Annotated in this window: 19 protein-coding genes and 1 tRNA gene; 1 reads left to right on the forward strand and 19 read right to left on the reverse strand. The window is 74.2% G+C overall.

Annotated elements, in window-relative coordinates; all coding sequences use genetic code 11:
• Positions 1 to 51: 51 nt before the first annotated feature.
• The 19 genes from K5O09_RS10280 to K5O09_RS10370 form a co-directional block, all read right to left on the reverse strand.
• Positions 52 to 615 (reverse strand): adenine phosphoribosyltransferase, encoded by a 564-nt coding sequence (locus K5O09_RS10280; protein WP_222169477.1) that lies wholly within the window; start codon positions 613 to 615, stop codon positions 52 to 54.
• Entirely contained in the window at positions 612 to 1,715 is a 1,104-nt protein-coding gene (gene secF / locus K5O09_RS10285) for a protein translocase subunit SecF (RefSeq protein WP_222169478.1), read from the reverse strand. The genes K5O09_RS10280 and secF overlap by 4 nt, the downstream gene beginning before the upstream one ends.
• Positions 1,715 to 3,673, reverse strand: a complete 1,959-nt coding sequence (secD, locus tag K5O09_RS10290; protein ID WP_222169479.1) for a protein translocase subunit SecD — start codon at positions 3,671 to 3,673, stop codon at positions 1,715 to 1,717. The genes secF and secD overlap by 1 nt, the downstream gene beginning before the upstream one ends.
• 87 nt (positions 3,674 to 3,760) lie before the next feature.
• Entirely contained in the window at positions 3,761 to 4,174 is a 414-nt protein-coding gene (gene yajC / locus K5O09_RS10295; RefSeq protein WP_222169480.1) for a preprotein translocase subunit YajC, read from the reverse strand.
• A 95-nt stretch (positions 4,175 to 4,269) separates the two neighbouring features.
• The gene (ruvB, locus tag K5O09_RS10300) at positions 4,270 to 5,295 is read right to left on the reverse strand and encodes a Holliday junction branch migration DNA helicase RuvB (protein ID WP_255595219.1); all 1,026 of its coding nucleotides are present in this window, start codon (positions 5,293 to 5,295) and stop codon (positions 4,270 to 4,272) included.
• Complete coding sequence (ruvA, locus tag K5O09_RS10305; RefSeq protein ID WP_222169482.1) at positions 5,288 to 5,908, reverse strand: Holliday junction branch migration protein RuvA; 621 nt, start codon at positions 5,906 to 5,908, stop codon at positions 5,288 to 5,290. Before ruvA ends, ruvB begins: the two co-directional genes overlap by 8 nt.
• 108 nt (positions 5,909 to 6,016) lie before the next feature.
• Complete coding sequence (gene ruvC / locus K5O09_RS10310) at positions 6,017 to 6,586, reverse strand: crossover junction endodeoxyribonuclease RuvC (RefSeq protein ID WP_222169483.1); 570 nt, start codon at positions 6,584 to 6,586, stop codon at positions 6,017 to 6,019.
• A gap of 183 nt (positions 6,587 to 6,769) precedes the next feature.
• Positions 6,770 to 7,525, reverse strand: a complete 756-nt coding sequence (locus K5O09_RS10315) for a YebC/PmpR family DNA-binding transcriptional regulator (RefSeq protein ID WP_222169484.1) — start codon at positions 7,523 to 7,525, stop codon at positions 6,770 to 6,772.
• Positions 7,526 to 7,608: 83 nt separating this feature from the next.
• On the reverse strand, positions 7,609 to 8,226 hold the full coding sequence (gene pdxT, locus K5O09_RS10320) for a pyridoxal 5'-phosphate synthase glutaminase subunit PdxT (RefSeq protein WP_255595220.1): 618 nt from the start codon (positions 8,224 to 8,226) through the stop codon (positions 7,609 to 7,611).
• 10 nt (positions 8,227 to 8,236) lie between these two features.
• Positions 8,237 to 9,451: a pyridoxal phosphate-dependent aminotransferase gene (locus K5O09_RS10325; RefSeq protein ID WP_255595221.1), complete on the reverse strand. Its 1,215-nt coding sequence runs from the start codon at positions 9,449 to 9,451 to the stop codon at positions 8,237 to 8,239.
• A 52-nt stretch (positions 9,452 to 9,503) separates the two neighbouring features.
• Positions 9,504 to 10,121 carry an NUDIX hydrolase gene (locus K5O09_RS10330; RefSeq protein WP_370635577.1) on the reverse strand — a complete coding sequence of 206 codons (618 nt, stop codon included), beginning with the start codon at positions 10,119 to 10,121 and terminating at the stop codon, positions 9,504 to 9,506.
• Entirely contained in the window at positions 10,115 to 11,077 is a 963-nt protein-coding gene (gene pdxS / locus K5O09_RS10335) for a pyridoxal 5'-phosphate synthase lyase subunit PdxS (RefSeq protein WP_255595222.1), read from the reverse strand. The genes K5O09_RS10330 and pdxS overlap by 7 nt, the downstream gene beginning before the upstream one ends.
• Before the next feature lie 117 nt (positions 11,078 to 11,194).
• Positions 11,195 to 11,836, reverse strand: coding sequence for a hypothetical protein (locus K5O09_RS10340; RefSeq protein ID WP_222169486.1), 642 nt, complete (start codon positions 11,834 to 11,836; stop codon positions 11,195 to 11,197).
• On the reverse strand, positions 11,833 to 13,026 hold the full coding sequence (locus tag K5O09_RS10345) for a glycosyltransferase family 4 protein (protein WP_222172718.1): 1,194 nt from the start codon (positions 13,024 to 13,026) through the stop codon (positions 11,833 to 11,835). Before K5O09_RS10345 ends, K5O09_RS10340 begins: the two co-directional genes overlap by 4 nt.
• Before the next feature lie 20 nt (positions 13,027 to 13,046).
• Positions 13,047 to 14,081 (reverse strand): phosphatidylinositol mannoside acyltransferase, encoded by a 1,035-nt coding sequence (locus K5O09_RS10350; protein ID WP_222169487.1) that lies wholly within the window; start codon positions 14,079 to 14,081, stop codon positions 13,047 to 13,049.
• Positions 14,078 to 14,686: a phosphatidylinositol phosphate synthase gene (gene pgsA / locus K5O09_RS10355; protein WP_222169488.1), complete on the reverse strand. Its 609-nt coding sequence runs from the start codon at positions 14,684 to 14,686 to the stop codon at positions 14,078 to 14,080. The genes K5O09_RS10350 and pgsA overlap by 4 nt, the downstream gene beginning before the upstream one ends.
• 7 nt (positions 14,687 to 14,693) lie before the next feature.
• A complete protein-coding gene (locus K5O09_RS10360) occupies positions 14,694 to 15,308 on the reverse strand; it encodes an HIT domain-containing protein (RefSeq protein ID WP_222169489.1) in 615 nt (204 codons plus the stop codon).
• Between the two features lie 4 nt (positions 15,309 to 15,312).
• On the reverse strand, positions 15,313 to 17,328 hold the full coding sequence (thrS, locus tag K5O09_RS10365; protein ID WP_222169490.1) for a threonine--tRNA ligase: 2,016 nt from the start codon (positions 17,326 to 17,328) through the stop codon (positions 15,313 to 15,315).
• 140 nt (positions 17,329 to 17,468) lie between these two features.
• Positions 17,469 to 17,540 (reverse strand) — tRNA-Val (locus K5O09_RS10370).
• A 239-nt stretch (positions 17,541 to 17,779) separates the two neighbouring features.
• Here K5O09_RS10370 and K5O09_RS10375 point away from each other — a divergent pair.
• Complete coding sequence (locus K5O09_RS10375) at positions 17,780 to 18,208, forward strand: SsgA family sporulation/cell division regulator (RefSeq protein ID WP_222169491.1); 429 nt, start codon at positions 17,780 to 17,782, stop codon at positions 18,206 to 18,208.
• The last annotated feature ends 31 nt before the right edge of the window (positions 18,209 to 18,239 follow it).

Consider the following 18,239-nt stretch of genomic DNA (forward strand, 5'->3'; position numbering starts at 1 on the left):
CGAGCCGCCTATCCGCACGATTCTACGGCGTCGGCGCGGTGCCGCCGCTCGTCAGTCCACGGCGAGCAGCGCGTCCACCTGGTGACCCGCCAGACGCGACCGCCCCGGGAGGAACGTCAGGTCCAGCAGGAACGACAGCCCCACCACCTCGGCACCGCACTCGTGGAGCAGCTCGACGGTCGCTGCGGCCGTGCCTCCGGTCGCGAGGACGTCGTCGACGACCAGCACCCGGGACCCGGCCGGCACCGTGAACGGGTGCAGCTCGACCGACGCCGCGCCGTACTCCAGGGAGTAGTCGCGGCGGGCGGTCGGCCCGGGCAGCTTGCCGGCCTTGCGCACCGGCAGGAACCCGGCGCCCAGCGCGGCGGCGACGGGCGCGGCGAGGATGAAGCCCCGCGCCTCCATGCCGGCCACCAGGTCGACCGGGCCCGGCGCGCGGGCGGCCATCTCCTGGACGACCGCGGCGAACGCCGCGCCGTCGGCCAGCAGCGGGGTGATGTCCTTGAACACGACCCCGGGCGTCGGGTAGTCGGGGACGTCGCGCACCAGCGCGTCGACCCGGTCCACCAGCGCCTGGCCGGTCAACGTCACGGAGTCGTGCGGGCGGCCGGTCATCGGCGTCCCTTCCTGCGGGGTTGGGCGGCGGGACCCTGGTGGCCGCCGGGGCGGACCTGGCCGGTGGCACGGGCCACGGCGACCGGTGCACCCTCCGCGCCGGGGGCGTCGGCCGCACCGGCCGCGCGGGCGCGGGCGGTCAGCACCTTCTCGGTGTGCTCCCGGATCGGCTGCTCGCGCACCCGCAGGGCGACCTCCAGCGGGGTCGCGAGGAACACCGACGAGAACGCGCCGACGATCATGCCGACGAAGAGCGCCAGCGCGATGTCGCGCAGGGTGCCGGCGCCGAGCACGAACGCGCCGATGAACAGGATGCCCGCGACCGGCAGCAGCGCCACGACGGACGTGTTGATCGACCGGACGAGCGTCTGGTTCACCGCCAGGTTCGCCCGCTCGGCGTACGTCGCGCGGGTCTGGTCGAGCACGCCGGTGGTGTTCTCGCGCACCTTGTCGAACACCACGACGGTGTCGTAGATCGAGTACGCGAGGATCGTCAGGAACCCGATCACCGTGGCCGGCGTGACCTCCCACCCGACGGCGGCGTAGACCCCGACCGTCACGATGAGGTCGTGGAACAGCGCGATGATCGCCGCGACGGCCATCCGCCAGTTCCGGAAGTAGATCGTCAGGACCAGCGCGACCAGCACGAGGAACACCACGAGGCTGATCGCAGCCTTCTGCGACACGTCCTTGCCCCAGGTCGGGCCGATGAACGAGCTCGCGACGTCGTCCTCCGTGACGCCGTACGCCTCCTGGAGGGCGGTCCGGACCTGGTCGACCTGGTCGTTGGTCAGCTCGGCCGTCTGGATGCGGATGGACGAGGAGCCGACGTTCGTGACGCGGGGAACCTCTTCCGGCGCGACCTCGGCCACCGCGTCTACCGCGGGCTGCTGGTCGGACGTCGCGGCGTTGGAGACGGTGAACTCCGAGCCTCCCCGGAACTCGATGCCCGGCTGCAGTCCCGGCTTCACGAGGAAGACCGCCGACAGCAGCACGAGGATCCCGGAGATCGTGAACCACACCCGGCGGCGCCCGACGATGTCGTACGAACGCCGACCGGTGTACAGGTCGTTGCCCCACTGGGCGAAGTTGACGGCCATCAGGCGTCGCTCCCCTCGGTCCGTCGTGCGTCGCCCTGGCCGGCGGGGCCGCTGTCGGCGGCGCCGTCCTGCGGCGGGCCGTCCGGCGGGGCATCACCCGCCTGCTCGTCCTGCGCCGCCTGCTGGGCGGCGCGGGCGGCCGCCCGCCGCTCGGCGATCGTGCCGCCGGGCGCCGTGGGCGTGGCCACGAGCGTCGAGGCGACGGCCGGGCGGGTCAGCCCGGCCCGCTCGGCGTCCGGGGTGCCGGCGCCGGCCGCAGGCTCGGTGCGCGGACCGCGCGCCACCCGGCCGCGGCCCACGTACCGGGACTGGTCCGGGGCACCCAGGCGGCGCGGGTCGAGCCCGGAGAACCGGTGGCCGCTCGCGAAGAACCGCGTCTTCGCGATGAGCAGCATCACCGGGTGCGTGAACGTGAAGACGATCAGCAGGTCGAGCAGGGTCGTCAGCCCCAGCGTGAACGCGAAGCCGCGCACCGACCCGACCGCGAGGAAGTACAGCACCACGGCGGCCAGGAAGTTGACGGCGTCGGACGCCAGGATCGTCCGCCGCGCGCGCTCCCAGCCCCGGTCCACAGCGGCGACCAGCGTGCGGCCCTCGCGCAGCTCGTCGCGGATGCGCTCGAAGTACACGATGAACGAGTCCGCGGTGATGCCGATCGCGACGATGAGGCCGGCGACTCCGGGCAGCGACAGCCGGTACCCCTGCGTCCACGACAGCAACGTGATGACGCCGTACGTCAGGACCGCCGCGATCACCAGCGAGGCGACGGTGACCAGGCCGAGGGCCCGGTACTGGAAGAGCGAGTACACGACCACGAGCAGGAGGCCGATGAGGCCCGCGATGAGACCCTTCTCGAGCTGCTCCGAGCCGAGCGTCGCGGAGATCTGCTCCTGGCTCTGCACCTCGAAGGTCAGGGGCAGCGCACCGAACTTCAGCTGGTTCGCGAGGCTCGTCGCCGTGTCGCGGGTGAACGAGCCCGAGATCTGGGCCCTGCCGTCGGAGATGACGACTCCCGGGTCGAGCGAGGGCGCCGAGATCACGAGACCGTCCAGCACGATGCCGAACTGGTTCTGCGGCGAGGTCAGCCCCTGCAGCCGCTCGGTCACGGCCGCGAACTCCTTGGTCCCCTGGCCGTCGAACTCCAGGTCCACGACCCACTCGTTCGTGACGGTGCCGTTCTGGTTGACGCGCAGACCCGAGGACGCGTTCGCGATGCTGGAGCCCTTGATCTCGACCGGCCCGAGGATGTACTTCAGCGTGCCGTCCGGGTCGCAGGTCACGAGCGCCTTGTCGGCGTCGCCGGACCTCCCGCCCGTGAGGTTCGCCGGGTCCGTGCAGTCCAGCTCGTCGAACCGCGCCTGCACGGCCGGGGTGATGTAGTACTCGGCGTCGCTCGGAGAGTCCGGGGCGTCCTTGGTGGGCTCGTCCGACGGCTCCTCGGCGTCGCTGCCGGTCGCCGCGTCGTCAGCCGCCGCGTCGTCGGCCGCCGCGTCGTCGGCGGCTGCGGTGGCGCCGTCCGTCGGGGACGCGGACGGGTCGGCACTCGCGTCCGCGGTGGGCTGCGGGCCGGCGTACGTCAGCACCGGCCGGAACTCCATCTGCGCGGACGTGCGCACGAGGTCGAGCGTCTCCTCGCTCGGCCGACCCGGCAGGGCCACGACGATGTTGGACCCGCCCTGGCTCGTGATCTCCGCCTCGGCGACGCCCGAGGAGTCCACGCGCTGCCGGATCACCTGGATCGCCTGGTCGATCGTCTCCTGCGTGACCTGCGACTCGTCCTCGGCGACGGGCGCGAGGATCAGCTGCGTGCCGCCCTCGAGGTCGAGCGCCAGCTTGGGCGACCAGGTCGCGTCGGAGAGACGCGTCCCCGCGAAGATCGTGGCGAACACCGCCACGGTCAGGACGGCGAGCGTGATCAGGGTGCGCGCCGGGTGCCGGCGGCGGGTGGGTGGGGCCAACGGATCGTCTTCTCTCGTGCGCGTACCGCCCACGGGACGCGGGCGGTACGGGTGGTGGGCTGCCGGCCCGGTGGGCCGGCCCCTCGACTACTGCTGCGGCTTCTTCCGGCCGTCCGGGCCCTCGTCGTCGCGCGGCGGCTGCAGCGAGGACAGGTCGTCCGGCACGTCGATGAGCCCCGGCGGCACCGCCCCGGGCTCGTCACGCCACTCGGCGTCGCCCTCGTCCTCGACCTCGTCCTCCTCGACCGGCGGCTCGACCAGGCGGGCGATGGCGGCCTTGATCCAGCGCGACCGGTTGCCGGGGGTCGACTCCAGCGTCACGACGTCGTCCTCGACCTCGACCACGGTCCCGTACATGCCCGAGCCGGTCATGACCTCCTGGCCCGGCTGCAGGTTGTCACGGAAGCTCAGCTGCTGGCGCTGCGCCTTGCGCTGCCGCGAGGACAGCAGGAACATCGCCCCGAGTCCGATGGCGAGGATGATGAGAAACGAGTAGTCCACGGAGAAACAGCTCCTGATCGCGTCTGACGTCGGCCGCAGTCTAGGCGCCACGGTCCCGGGCTCCTAACGAGCGGGGGCGTCGGCGGGTTCCCCGCTCAGCCGAACAGGCTGTCCGTGGGCACCGGTGGCGTGAGCCCGAGATGCGCCCAGGCGTCGGGCATCGCGACCCTGCCGCGCGGCGTCCGGCCGATCAGGCCCTCGCGGACGAGGAACGGCTCGGCGACCGTCTCCACCGTCTCCGGCTCCTCCCCCACGGCCACCGCGAGCGTGGTCAGCCCGACCGGCCCGCCGCCGAACCGGCTGCACAGCGCGGAGAGCACAGCCCGGTCCAGGCGGTCCAGCCCGCGGACGTCGACCTCGTAGACCTCGAGCGCCGCGCGGGCGGCGGCGAGCGAGAGCGTGCCGTCCCCCCGCACCTGCGCCCAGTCCCGCACCCGGCGCAGCAGACGGTTCGCGATGCGCGGGGTGCCCCGGGACCGCGACGCGATCTCCGCGGCGGCGTCGGGCGCGAGAGGCACGCCCAGCAGCCCGGCCGACCGCAGCAGCACCCGCTCCAGCTCGTCGTCGGCGTAGAAGTCGAGGTGCCCCGTGAAGCCGAACCGGTCCCGGAGCGGCGCGGGCAGCAGGCCGGCGCGCGTGGTCGCGCCCACCACCGTGAACGGCGGCAGGGACAGCGGGATGGCGCTGGCCCCCGCACCCTTGCCCACGACCACGTCGACGCGGAAGTCCTCCATCGCCACGTACAGCAGCTCCTCGGCGGGGCGCGCGAGGCGGTGGATCTCGTCGAGGAACAGCACCTCGCCCTCCTCGAGCGAGGACAGGATCGCCGCGAGGTCCCCCGCGTGCTGGATCGCCGGGCCGCTCGTGACGCGCAGCGACGTCCCCAGCTCCGCGGCGATGATCATGGCGAGCGTCGTCTTGCCGAGCCCGGGCGGGCCGGACAGCAGCACGTGGTCCGGTGCGCGCCCCCGGCCGAGCGCCGCCTGCAGCACCAGCGAGAGCTGTTCGCGCACCACCCGCTGCCCGACGAACTCCGCGAGGTGGCGGGGCCGCAGCGCCGCCTCGGCCGCCCGCTCGAGGTCGTCGGCCTCCGGGCGCACGACGGAGTCCGCGTCAGCCACGCCCACCGCCCAGGGCCCGGAGCGCGGCGCGCAGCACGCCCGCGACCTCGGACTCGGCGACCGGCTCGTCGCCGCCCTCCAGCACGCCCGCGACCGCGTCGGCCGCCGCCTTCTGGTTCCAGCCCAGCCCGACCAGCGCCTCGACGACCTGGTCGCGGCGGTCGCCGGGGCGCGCCGCGGCCGCCGGACCGCCCGGGACGCCGGCCGCCGCGGGGGCGCCGAGCCGGTCGGCGAGCTCGAGGACGATGCGCTGCGCGCCCTTGTGCCCGATGCCGGGCACCCGCTTGAGGGCCGCGAGGTCCTCGTCCGCGACTGCGCGCCGCAGACCGTCCGGGGTGTGCACGGCGAGCATCGCCAGCGCGAGCCGAGGTCCGACGCCGCTGACGGTCTGCAGCACCTCGAACACCTCCCGCTCGTCGCCGTCCGCGAACCCGAACAGCGTCAGCGCGTCCTCGCGGACGACGAGCGAGGTGTGCAGGGTCGCCTGCTGCCCGACCCGCAGCCCGGCGAGCGTCGCCGGGGTCGCCTGCACGAGCATGCCGACGCCGCCGACCTCCACCACGGCGGCGTCCAGCCGCACGGCCTGCACCGTCCCGTGCACCGAGGCGATCACACCGGCTCCTTCCCGTCGGACGCCGCGAGGTCGGACGTCGGCGTGCAGTCTGCCACGACCGTGCGAACAGGTGTACGAACGACACGCGCCGCCCGGGCCGCCGTCGTGTCAGGCGCGGACGCGGCGCGACGCCTGCTCGGCCTTCGCCCACGCGCGCTGCGCCGCGGTGAGCGACCCGGGTGCGCGCTGCGGCGAGCCGATCGCCCCCGCCGGGCGCCACAGGTGGCAGATCGCCAGCGCGAGCGCGTCGGCGGCGTCGGCGGGACGCGGCAGCTCGTCGAGCGACAGCAGGCGCTGGACCATCGACTGCACCTGCGGCTTCTCGGCACGGCCGTTGCCGGTCACGGCCGCCTTGACCTCCGAGGGCGTGTGCATGGCGACCGGGATACGACGCCGCGCGGCCGCGAGCATCGCGATGCCCGCGACCTGCGCCGTGCCCATGACCGTGCGGACGTTGTGCTGGGCGAACACGCGCTCGACGGCCAGCGCGTCGGGCGCGTGCTCCTCGAGCCACTCGTCGATGCTCGCGGCGATGACGAGCAGCCGCTGGTCGACGTCCTGCGTGGCCGCGCTCTGCGCGACACCGACGGCCACCATCCGCACCTTCCGGCCGGGCAGGCCGTCGACGACGCCCAGCCCGCACCGGGTCAGGCCGGGGTCCACACCGAGTACGCGCACCCGGCCATCCTCGCAGCCCCCCGACGCGCCGTCCGGATCCGGGCGGACGGACCCGCCCGGCGTGTCGGTGCGTCCGGATCCGTCCGCCGTCCCAGCAGGTGCCCGGACGCGACGGCGCCCCGCGGCGCACGGGGCGGGCGGGGCGTCGTCGGGCGCGCGACCGCGGAGGGCCGCCGCGGGAGGTCAGTCGGCGTCGAGCTCCGCCATGACCTCGTCGGAGGCGTCGAAGTTCGCGTACACGTTCTGCACGTCGTCGGAGTCCTCGAGGGCGTCGATGAGGCGCAGGATCTTGCGGGCGCCCTCGGCGTCGACCTCGATCTGCGTCGCGGGGTAGAACACCACGTCGGCGGAGTCGTACTCGATGCCGGCGTCCTGCAGCGCGGTCCGGACGGGCACGAGGTCGGTGGCCTCGGACAGCACCTCGTACTGGTCGCCCGCGTCGTTGACCTCCTCGGCGCCGGCCTCGAGGACCGCCATCATGACGTCGTCCTCGGTGGTGCCCTCCTTGGGGACCATGACGACGCCCTTGCGGGAGAACAGGTACGAGACCGACCCGGGGTCGGCCATCTGCCCGCCGCTGCGGGTGAACGCGACACGCACGTCGGCGGCCGCGCGGTTGCGGTTGTCGGTGAGGCACTCGACGAGGACCGCGATGCCGCCGGGGCCGTAGCCCTCGTACAGGATCGTCTGGTAGTCCGCGCCGCCGGCCTCGGCACCGGAGCCGCGCTTGACCGCCCGCTCGATGTTGTCGTTCGGGACGGAGGTCTTCTTGGCCTTCTGGATCGCGTCGTAGAGCGTCGGGTTGCCCGCGGGGTCACCCCCGCCGGTGCGCGCGGCCACCTCGATGTTCTTGATGAGCTTGGCGAAGAGCTTGCCGCGCTTCGCGTCGATCACGGCCTTCTTGTGCTTCGTGGTGGCCCACTTGGAGTGCCCCGACATCGATTCCCTCTCGTTTCCGCGCCGTCCCTGCGCTCCCCCGGCCGGCGGTGCGGCGCGACCCGGCAGCGGGTCGCGCCCCGCTCTCACAGGGCGTCGCGGACGATCTCGACGAACAGCCGGTGCACCCGCGTGTCCCCCGTCACCTCCGGGTGGAAGGACGTGGCGAGCAACGAGCCCTGGCGCACCGCGACGATCCTACCGGCGGCGGGCCCGGACTCCACGAGGGCCAGGGCGGTCGCCGCGGGCCCGACCTCCTCCACCCAGGGTGCCCGGATGAAGACGGCGTGCACCGGGTCGGTGTCGGTGCCGGGGACGCCGTCGATGCGCAGATCGGTCTCGAACGAGTCCACCTGCCGGCCGAAGGCGTTGCGGCGCACCGTCACGTCGAGCCCGCCGAGGGTGCGCTGACCGTCGATGCCACCTTCGATGCGGTCGGCCAGGAGGATCATCCCGGCGCACGACCCGTAGGCCGGCATCCCGGCGGCCAGCCGCTCGCGGACGGGCGCGTCGAGGCCGAACGCGCGGAGCAGCTTGTCGATGGTCGTGGACTCGCCGCCGGGCAGCACGAGGGCGTCGACGGCGTCGAGCTCGGACGTGCGCCGGACGGGCACCGCCTCGGCACCGCTGCCGCGCAGGGCGGCGAGGTGCTCGCGGACGTCGCCCTGCAGGGCGAGGACACCGATGGTGGGGGAAGCGCTCACACGCCTCATCCTACGAATCGGCGGTGACAGCTCCGTCCGCCGTCTCGCGGACGCCCGCCGGGACCTCGACGGCCTGCCACGCGTCGACCATGTCCGCCAGGCGCGTCAGCCCCTCGAGCAGCGCGGACCGCTCGCTCGCCAGCGACACCCGGACCATGCCCTCGCCACCGACGCCGAACGCGCTGCCCGGAGACACGGAGACGTGGCGCTCGTCGAGCAGCCGCAGCGCGAACGCCTCCGAGTCGGTCGTGGCGGCCGACACGTCCACCATCAGGTAGAAGGCGCCGCGTGGCGGCACGGACGGCACCCCGCGGGAGTCGAGCAGCGCGACAGCCGCGTCGCGCCGCTCGCGGTAGGAGGCCACGGCCGTGACGACGTCGTCCTGCGGCCCGGTCAGCGCCGCGAGGGCCGCCCGCTGGCTGACGGACGACGGACAGGCGACGGTGGCCTCGGCGACCTGGCCGAGCAGGTCGATCACGCCGGGGTCGCGCGAGACGACGTAGCCGAGCCGCCAGCCCGTCATCGCGTAGGTCTTGGAGAACGAGAAGAACGTCAGCACCCGGCCGTCGGTGTCGAACGCAGCCGGGCCGACGTGCGGCCGGTCGAACGTGATGGCCTCGTAGCACTCGTCCGAGAACACCCACAGGTCGCGCTCGCGCGCGAGCTCGACGACCCCCGCGAGCAGCTCGGACGGGTACATGGCGCCGGTCGGGTTGTTCGGGGAGCACACCACGATCGCGCGGGTCGCCGGGGTGATCGCCGCGGCGATGTCCGCGAGCGTCGGCACGAAGCCGTTCGCAGCCCGCGCGGGGTAGGTCCCGACGTCGACACCGACGGCCACGGCCGCCATGCGCCAGTTGGGGAACTCGGGGTCCGGCACGAGGATCTCGTCCCCGGGCCCGGCGAGCGCGTTGATCGCCATCGCGAGGCCGTGCATGGCGCCGTGCGTGACCACGACGTCCGCCGCGGTGACGTCGAGCCCGTTGACGCGGCGCACCTTCGCGGCCAGGGCCTCGCGCAGCTCAGGGCTGCCGGTGCTCGACGTGTAGCCGGTGTGCCCGGCGGCGGCGTCGCGGCCCGCCGCCTCGACGACGTGCGCGGGCGTGGGCACGTCGGGCTCGCCGATCTCCAGCCGGATGGCCTCCGGATCGCGCATCGCCAGCTCCATGAGCGTGCGGATGCCGCTGCGGTGCATGCGGGTCACAGGGGAGGTCGAGGTGGGCACCGGCCGACGATACCCGAACCCGGACGCCCGAAGTTACCCCCCGGTACGGAATTCAGTCGTCGCGCTGGAGACCGAGGTGACGCACGGTCCCGTCCCACCCGCGCAGCAGCGGGCGCACCAGGTCGGGCAGGCCCTCGGGGAACACCTCGCGGGTCTCGGACGCCAGGTCGTCCAGGCGCCACCACCGCATCTCGTCCAGCAGGTCGAGCTCGACGTCCGTCCAGCCCCCGCGGTCGAGCGCGCCCGTGTCCAGCGCCGCGCCGACCCGGGCCAGGAAGAACACCTCGTCCTGCCGGCAGCGCTCGGCGTAGAAGTCGAACACCGCGGATCGCGTCAGCACCGGCCCCACCAACGCCGCGGCGTCCAGCAGCAGACCGGTCTCCTCGCGCAGCTCGCGCAGCGCCGCGGACCTCTCGTCCTCGCCCGGGTCGATCCCGCCGCCGACGGTGAACCACCAGGACCGCTCCGGCTGGTCGGCGTCGTGCCCACGCACCAGCAGCAGCCGGTCGTCCGCGTCGAGCAGCAGCACGCGGGCGGCCCGCCGGAACCGCAGGCCGTCCTCCCCCAGCACCCAGTCGGCACCGAGCGCCGACGCCGTCGCGGACGGCGACGGCCCGCCGGCCCCGGAGGGGGTCGACGGGCCGTCGGACGGCAGCGGTGCGGTCACCAGCCGCGCTCGGCCAGGCGGTGCGGCACCGGCACGTCGTCGACGTTGATGCCGACCATCGCCTCGCCCAGGCCGCGCGAGACCTGGGCGATCACGTCGGGGTCGTCGTAGAAGGTCGTCGCCTTCACGATCGCCGCCGCGCGCTGCGCCGGGTTGCCGGACTTGAAGATGCCCGAGCCCACGAAGACGCCCTCGGCCCCGAGCTGGCGCATCATCGCCGCGTCGGCCGGGGTGGCGATGCCGCCGGCGGTGAACAGCACGACCGGCAGCTTGCCGGCGCGGGCCACCTCGACCACCAGGTCGTACGGCGCCTGCAGCTCCTTCGCCGCGAGGAACAGCTCGTCCTCGGGCAGCGACGACAGGCGGCGGATCTCGTCGCGGATGGTGCGCATGTGGGTCGTGGCGTTCGACACGTCGCCCGTGCCGGCCTCGCCCTTCGAGCGGATCATGGCCGCGCCCTCGGTGATGCGGCGCAGTGCCTCGCCGAGGTTGGTCGCGCCGCAGACGAACGGCACCGTGAACTGCCACTTGTCGATGTGGTGCGCGTAGTCGGCCGGGGTGAGCACCTCCGACTCGTCGACGTAGTCGACGCCGAGCGCCTGGAGCACCTGCGCCTCGACGAAGTGGCCGATGCGGGCCTTCGCCATGACCGGGATGGACACCGCGTTGACGATGCCGTCGACCAGGTCGGGGTCGCTCATCCGCGCCACGCCGCCCTGCGCGCGGATGTCGGCGGGCACCCGCTCGAGCGCCATGACGGCCACCGCGCCGGCGTCCTCGGCGATCTTCGCCTGCTCCGGGGTGACGACGTCCATGATCACGCCGCCCTTGAGCATCTCCGCCATGCCCCGCTTGACGCGGGCGGTGCCGACCGCGGGCGCGTCGACGGGAGCGGAGGGGGTGGTGTCGCTGGTCACGGTGGCCTCGCAGTTCGGAAGGGGGATGGGTTCCTCGGTCATCGTAGTCACCGGTGCCGAGCCGTCGCCGCGCCGTCCGCGCCTCGGAGGACGGTGTCGCCGACGCCCCGCGCCGGTGTCACCGGGTCCTCCGCGACCCCCACGGCGCGGGCGACGGTCTCAGGGCGCAGCGGGCGGTGCGCCGGGCCGGCCGAGCGCCGGCGGCCACGCGTCGTCGAGCTCCAGCGTCTGCGGCATGGGCGCACGTCCCGCGAGACGCAGCGTGCGGACCGCCCACCCGCGACGCATCCGCTGCGCCTGGGCGACGGCCTCGTTGTGGAACCGGCGCGCGAGCTGCACGCGGTACCAGGCGTCCGCCACGGCCGCCAGCAGCTCGGCCGCACCCGGCTCCTCGCGCAGCTCCGCGACCTCCTGCGGGTCGGCCAGGGCCTCGCGCAGCGTCGCGGAGAGCTCGCTCTCGACCAGACCGCGGTCCGCGGCGTCCGTGCTCGCCCCCCCGGCACCGCCGGGGCCGCGCAGCTCCGCGGGCAGGCGGGCCATGCCCTGCGTCTGCGGGTCGCCCGCCGTGATGGACGCCCACGACGCCTCACCGACGAGCACGCTGCTCACGGGGTCGAGCACCCCGGACGCCGCGAGCGTGGAGGCCGCGGACGCGCGCCGCAGGAGCTGCGTGTCGACGACGGCGCGCGACGCCGCGACCTTGCGGTGCAGCCGGTCGATCCGGGAGGCGGCGACCCACGACCACCAGACCACCAGCAGCACCACGGCCACCACCAGGACGGCCGTCTCGGACCAGCTCACTCGTCACCCCTCCGCCGGCGCAGCACGTCGAGCCGCGCGCCGCGGCGGGACGTCGGGTCCTCGCCGACGGGCGCCTCGCTGCCCTCCACCGCCATCTCGTACACCGTCAGCACCTCGTGGGTGACCGACGACCAGTCGTACCGGCCGACGGCGGCCTCCCCCGCCGCCGCGACGCGGGCACGACGGTCCGGGTCGGCCAGCAGGTCCCCGAGCGTGCGGGCGAGGTCCGCGGAGTCGCCGGTGCGGAACAGCACGCCGGCCCGGCCGTCGTCGAGCACCCGCCGGAACGCCCCGAGGTCCGACGCCACGACCGCCGTCCCCGCGCTCATCGCCTCGACCAGCACGATGCCGAAGGACTCGCCCCCGGTCTGCGGCGCGCAGTAGACGTCGGCGGACGCCAGGAGCCGGGCCTTGTCCTCGTCGCTGACGCCGCCCAGGAACTCGACGGCGTCCGCGTCGTCCCCGAGCAGCTCGCGGGCCTCCTCCGGACCGGTGTCGCCGCGGCCCGCGACGAGGAACCGGACCCCGGGGAACGCCCGCCGGACGGCCGGCACCGCGTCGAGCAGCACCGGGAGTCCCTTGCGGGACTCGTCCAGGCGGCCGAGGAACACCACGGTCGGCCTCTCGGGAGTGCCGACCCAGCGCGGGTCCGTGCCCGCCCGGGCGAACGCGTCCACGTACACGCCGTTGGGGATCACCACGGCGTCGCCGCCGAGGTGCTCGACGAGGGTGCGGCGCGCGTCCTCGGACACCGCGATCCGGGCGCTGATCTTCTCGAGCGACTGCCGCACCAGCGGGTACGCGAGCTGCAGCGACCGGGAGCGCACGAGCGAGGAGTGGAAGGTCGCGACGACGGGGCCGTCGGCGATCCACAGCGCCAGCATGCTGAGCGACGGCGTCACCGGCTCGTGCAGGTGCAGCACGTCGAACTGCCCGGCCTCGAGCCAGCGCCGCACCCGCGCCGCTGTCAGGGGCCCGAACGTCAGACGGGCCACGGCACCGTTGTAGCGCACCGGCACCGCCTTGCCCGCCGACGTCATGTACGGCGGGATCGGGGTGTCGTCGTCCGCCGGCGCGAGCACGCCGACACTGTGACCGCGGGCGATCAGCGCCTCCGCGAGGTCCCGCACGTGGAACTGCACGCCGCCCGGGACGTCGAACGAGTAGGGGCAGACGATGCCGATCCGCAGCGGCCGGCCGGTGGCGGGCGTCACGGCGCCGCCTCCCCCGCCGTCCGCCCCGCCGTCCGCCCCGCCGACTCCCCGGCGGCGGCCCGCGTCCGGGCGTACCGCGCCGGGTCGAGGTCGGCGACGAACACCTTCTGCAGCATGTGCCAGTCCTGGGGCGCCCGCTCGATGCCGGCCGCCAGGTCGTCCACCCACGCCTGGGTGAGCGCCGCGACCCGCTCCGAGCGGGGCACGTCGCCCGGCACCGTCAGCAGCCGCCCGAACTCGATGACCACGCCCCAGGCGGTCCCGGCCCGGCGCCTGCGGTCGCCGTGCAGCCGCTCGTAGGTGATGGAGGCCGCGCACAGCGGGGCGCCGGTGGCCACCGCCAGTGCGGCGGGCCCTGCAGCGACGCGGGCGCGCTCCCCGAACAGGTCGACCTCGACCCCGCGCGCCGTGAGGTCGCGGTCGGCGAGCAGCGGCACGAGGCCGCCGGGCCCCTGCTTGACGGCGCGCACCAGCTCGCGGAACACCCCGCCGCCGGCGCCGGACAGCGGGATGATCTCCAGCCCGATGCTCTCGCGGAACCGCAGGAACTCCTGGAACAGGGCCTCCGGCTTGAGCCGCTCCGCCACCGTCACGGTGCGTCCCAGGTGGGTCGTCGCCCACGCGCCCGCCAGGTCCCAGTTGCCCAGGTGTCCGAGCGCCATGACGACCATCCGCCCGCGCTGGATCTCGCCGACGACCTCGCCGGGGTCCACGAGGCGCACGCGTGCGGCGATCTGGTCCTGCGTGGCGCCGACCAGGGCGAAGGCCTCGCCGTAGTAGCGCATGTACGAGCGCATGCCGAGCAGCGTGAGGCGACGCAGCTCGTCGGGCCGGGCGTCCGGCCGCACGCGACGCAGGTTCGCCTCGAGCTGGCGCACGCCGCTGCCGCGCAGCAGCCACGCCACGTCGGCGACCAGCCGGAACAGGCCCCGCACCACCGGGTCGGGGACCTTGCCGACGACGCGCCAGCCGAGCGCGAACGCGCGCGCGACGTCGAACCGGCCCCGCGGCTCGTCCGCCGGCGCGCTCACGCCGCCGCCCCCGCCTGCCGCCGGACCGTGACCATCCGCTGCACCACCGTCACGAGCGCCGCCACCGCCAGCAGGGTGAGCGCGACCTCCAGCACCACCTGCGGCAGGCCGACGCCGACCAGGGCGGTCGCGACCAGCACGGTCGCGAGCCGGTCCGCGCGCTCCGCGATCCCGACGGCCGCCGTCATCCCGAGCCCCTCGGCGCGCGCCCGGGCGTACGGGACCACCGACCCCGTCACGAGGCACGCGAGGGCGGCGGCCAGGCCCCAGCGGGAGTCGCCGTCCCCCGCGAACCACAGCACGAGGCCCGAGAAGATCGCCGCGTCGCCGAACCGGTCCAGCGTCGAGTCGAGGAACGCGCCCCACGGGCCGGACCGCCCGGCGCGACGCGCCATGACGCCGTCGAGCGAGTCGGTCAGCGCGAAGAACGCGATGACGAGGCTCGCCGCCAGGAAGTGCCCGGTCGGGTACAGCCACAGTGCGGCCGCGACCACGGCCACGGTGCCGGTGACGGTGACGGCGTCCGGGGACACCCCCCGCTTGAGCAGGGTGTCGGCCACCGGCGTGAAGAGCCGTGTCATGGCTCCCCGCAGTCCGTTCAGCACAGGCGGGTCATCCTCTCTGGGCGCCGGCCGGGTCCCCGGCGGGCGCGGGCGGCCACGCGGCAGCGAGCCGCGCGCGGGTGTCGGACAGCAGCTCGGGCAGGGCGCGCGTCCGGCCGACCACGGGCAGGAAGTTCGCGTCGCCCGGCCACCGGGGCACGACGTGCTGGTGCAGGTGCGCGGCGATGCCGGCCCCCGCGACGTCACCCTGGTTCATGCCGAGGTTGAACCCGTGCGGGGCGCTGACGGCACGGAGCACCCGCATCGCGGTGCGGGTGAGCTCGGCGACCTCGACCACCTCGTCCGCGGTGAGGTCGGTGTAGTCCGCGACGTGCCGGTACGGGGCGACCAGCACGTGGCCCCCGTTGTACGGGTAGAGGTTCAGCAGCACGTACGCGGTCCGGCCGCGCGCGACGACCAGGCCGTCCTCGTCGCCCAGCGTCGGCGCGCGGCAGAACGGGCAGCCGTCCCCCGCCGACGCGTCGGCCGGCTTGTTCTCCCCGCCGATGTACGCCATGCGGTGCGGGACCCAGAGCCGCCCGAAGCCGTCCGGCACCCCGGCGAGCGCGGTGTCGTCCTGCACCACCGCGTCGCCGGGCACGCCGTCCGGCGCGTCCTGGACCATCCGCTCAGACCTGCGCGTGCTCGCGCACGGCCGCCACGATGCGCTCGACCGCCTCGGCCACCGGCACGCCGTTCTCCTGGCGGCCGTCGCGGTACCGGAACGACACCGCGCCGGCCTCCGCGTCCTCGCCGCCGGCGATGAGCACGAACGGGATCTTCTGCGTGCTGGCGTTGCGGATCTTCTTGCCGAACCGGTCGCTGGAGCGGTCGAGCTCGGCGCGGATGCCCTGGGCGCGCAGCTGGGCCACGACGTCCTCGAGGTACGGCTCGAACGGCTCGGCGACCGGCACCGCGAGCACCTGGACCGGCGCGAGCCAGGCCGGGAACGCGCCCGCGTAGTGCTCGACGAGGATCGCGAAGAACCGCTCGATCGAGCCGAACAGCGCGCGGTGGATCATCACGGGGCGCTGGCGGGTGCCGTCGGCGGCCGTGTACTCGAGCTCGAAGAGCTCCGGCTCGAAGAAGTCCAGCTGGATCGTCGACAGCTGCCACGTCCGGCCGATCGCGTCCTTGGCCTGGACCGAGATCTTCGGCCCGTAGAACGCAGCGCCGCCCGGGTCGTCGACGAGCTGCAGCCCCGACCCGGTCGCGACCTCGCGCAGCGTCTCGGTCGCCTCGTCCCAGGTCGCGTCGTCACCGACCGACTTCTCCGGGTCCCGCGTCGAGAGCTCGAGGTAGAAGTCGTCCAGGCCGTAGTCGCGCAGCAGGTCGAGCACGAACCCGAGCAGCGACGCGAGCTCGTCGCGCATCTGCTCGCGGGTCGTGTAGATGTGCGCGTCGTCCTGGGTGAACCCCCGGGCGCGCGTCAGGCCGTGCACGACGCCCGACTTCTCGTACCGGTACACCGTGCCGAACTCGAACAGCCGCAGCGGGAGCTCGCGGTAGGAGCGGCCGCGCGCGCCGAACACCAGGTTGTGCATCGGGCAGTTCATGGGCTTGAGGTAGTAGTCCTGGCCCTCGCGCTTGACCGTGCCGTCCTCGTGGTACTCGGCGTCGAGCTTCATCGGCGGGTACATGCCGTCCGCGTACCAGTCGAGGTGCCGGCTGGTCTCGAACAGCTTGCCCTTGGTGATGTGCGGCGAGTTGACGAACGAGTAGCCCGCCTCGACGTGCTTGCGCCGCGAGTACTCCTCCATCTCCATGCGGATGATGCCGCCCTTGGGGTGGAACACCGCGAGCCCCGAACCGATCTCGTCCGGGAACGAGAACAGGTCCAGCTCGGCGCCCAGGCGCCGGTGGTCGCGGCGCTCGGCCTCCGCGACGCGGTCCAGGTACGCCTTGAGCTCGTCCTTGGTGGGCCACGCGGTGCCGTAGATGCGCTGGAGCTGCGGGTTCTTCTCGGAGCCGCGCCAGTACGCCGCCGCGGAGCGGGTGAGCTGGAACCCGTTGCCGATGAGCTTGGTGCTGGGCAGGTGGGGGCCGCGGCAGAGGTCCTGCCACACGACCGTCTCCGACTCCCGGCCCGCGCCGCGCACGTTCTGGTAGTAGGTCAGCCCGCCGGAGCCCACCTCCACCGACGCGCCCTCGCCCGCGGTGTCGGCCGTCGACTTCAGGCCGATGAGCTCGAGCTTGTACGGCTCGTCGGCGGCGAGCGCGCGCGCCTCCTCGTCCGTCACCTCGACACGTCGGAAGGTCTGCCCCTCGCGCACGATGCGGCTCATCACCTTCTCGAGGGCCTTGAGGTCCTCCGGGGTGAACGGGGTCTCGACGTCGAAGTCGTAGTAGAAGCCGTCGGTCACGGGCGGGCCGATGCCGAGGCGCGCCTTCGGGTTGACCTCCTGGACCGCCTGAGCGAGCACGTGCGCGGCCGAGTGCCGGAGCACGGCGAGCCCGTCCGGGGAGTCGAGGGTGACGCCCTCGACGACGGCCCCGTCGGGCAGCGGGCGGGACAGGTCCCACAGCTCCCCGTCGACGCGGGCCACGACGACGTCGCGACGGTCGGCGAACAGGTCCGTGCCCGTCGTCCCCGTCTCGGCGGTGGTGCGGGTGCCGTCGACGGTGAGGGTGATGAGCTCGGACACTGCGGGGTCTCCTCGGGTCGGCCCGCGCCTGACGCGCGGGGTCCGGGTCGATGCTACCGACCGGTCACGACACCTCTGGGACGCAGGGCCCGGGGACGCGGACGACCCCCGGTCCGCAGGGACCGGGGGCCGTGAGCCGGTGGGCGATACTGGGTTCGAACCAGTGACCTCTTCGGTGTGAACGAAGCGCGCTACCACTGCGCCAATCGCCCGGCGGTCGCCAACTCTACCCGACCCGCGGCCGGGAGACGAAACCGGTGCCGCGGCCGCCGGGGATCCCGCTCCACCAGCGGGATCAGGCCCCGGGGACGTCCGCGGGCGGTCCGCTGTCGGCAGGTCCCGCACCCGGCTGAGCAGTCCCACCGGGTGAAACTCCCGTCCACGTCTCGGCGCGGGCCACCGCGGCTGCCATCATGGTCTCCACGTCAGACGTGTGGTGAAGGAGGATGCGGTGGCCCAGCGCTCGTACGACGTCGTCGAGTCCGTCGCCATGCAGCTCATCAGCTCCGACGCCAGCGTCCTGCCGGTGACCGCGGAGCTGTCGTACCGCGTGAGCGACCCCTACACGGTGCGTGCCGTGTTCACCAGCCCGCAGTCGACGTCCGTGTGGCTGCTCGGCCGCGAGCTGCTGCTCCAGGGCATGCTCGCCGACGCCGACGACCCCGCGGGCAGCGGCGACGTGCAGGTCTGGCGCGACGAGGACCCGCTGTTCACGCTGATCTCCCTGACGGGCGTCGAGGGCAGCGCGCTGCTCGCCGCCCCGTCGGAGCCGCTCGAGCGGTTCCTCACCGCGACCGAGCAGCTCGTCGCGCTCGGCACGGAGAGCGACCGCATGGAGGGCGAGATCGCGGCGCTCATCGCCGCGCTCCTGACGGCCTGACCCCAGCCGGCGCGTCGAGAGCCGCGACCGC

This window comes from Cellulomonas sp. C5510 (assembly GCF_019797765.1).
In the GTDB taxonomy this organism is placed as follows: domain Bacteria; phylum Actinomycetota; class Actinomycetes; order Actinomycetales; family Cellulomonadaceae; genus Cellulomonas.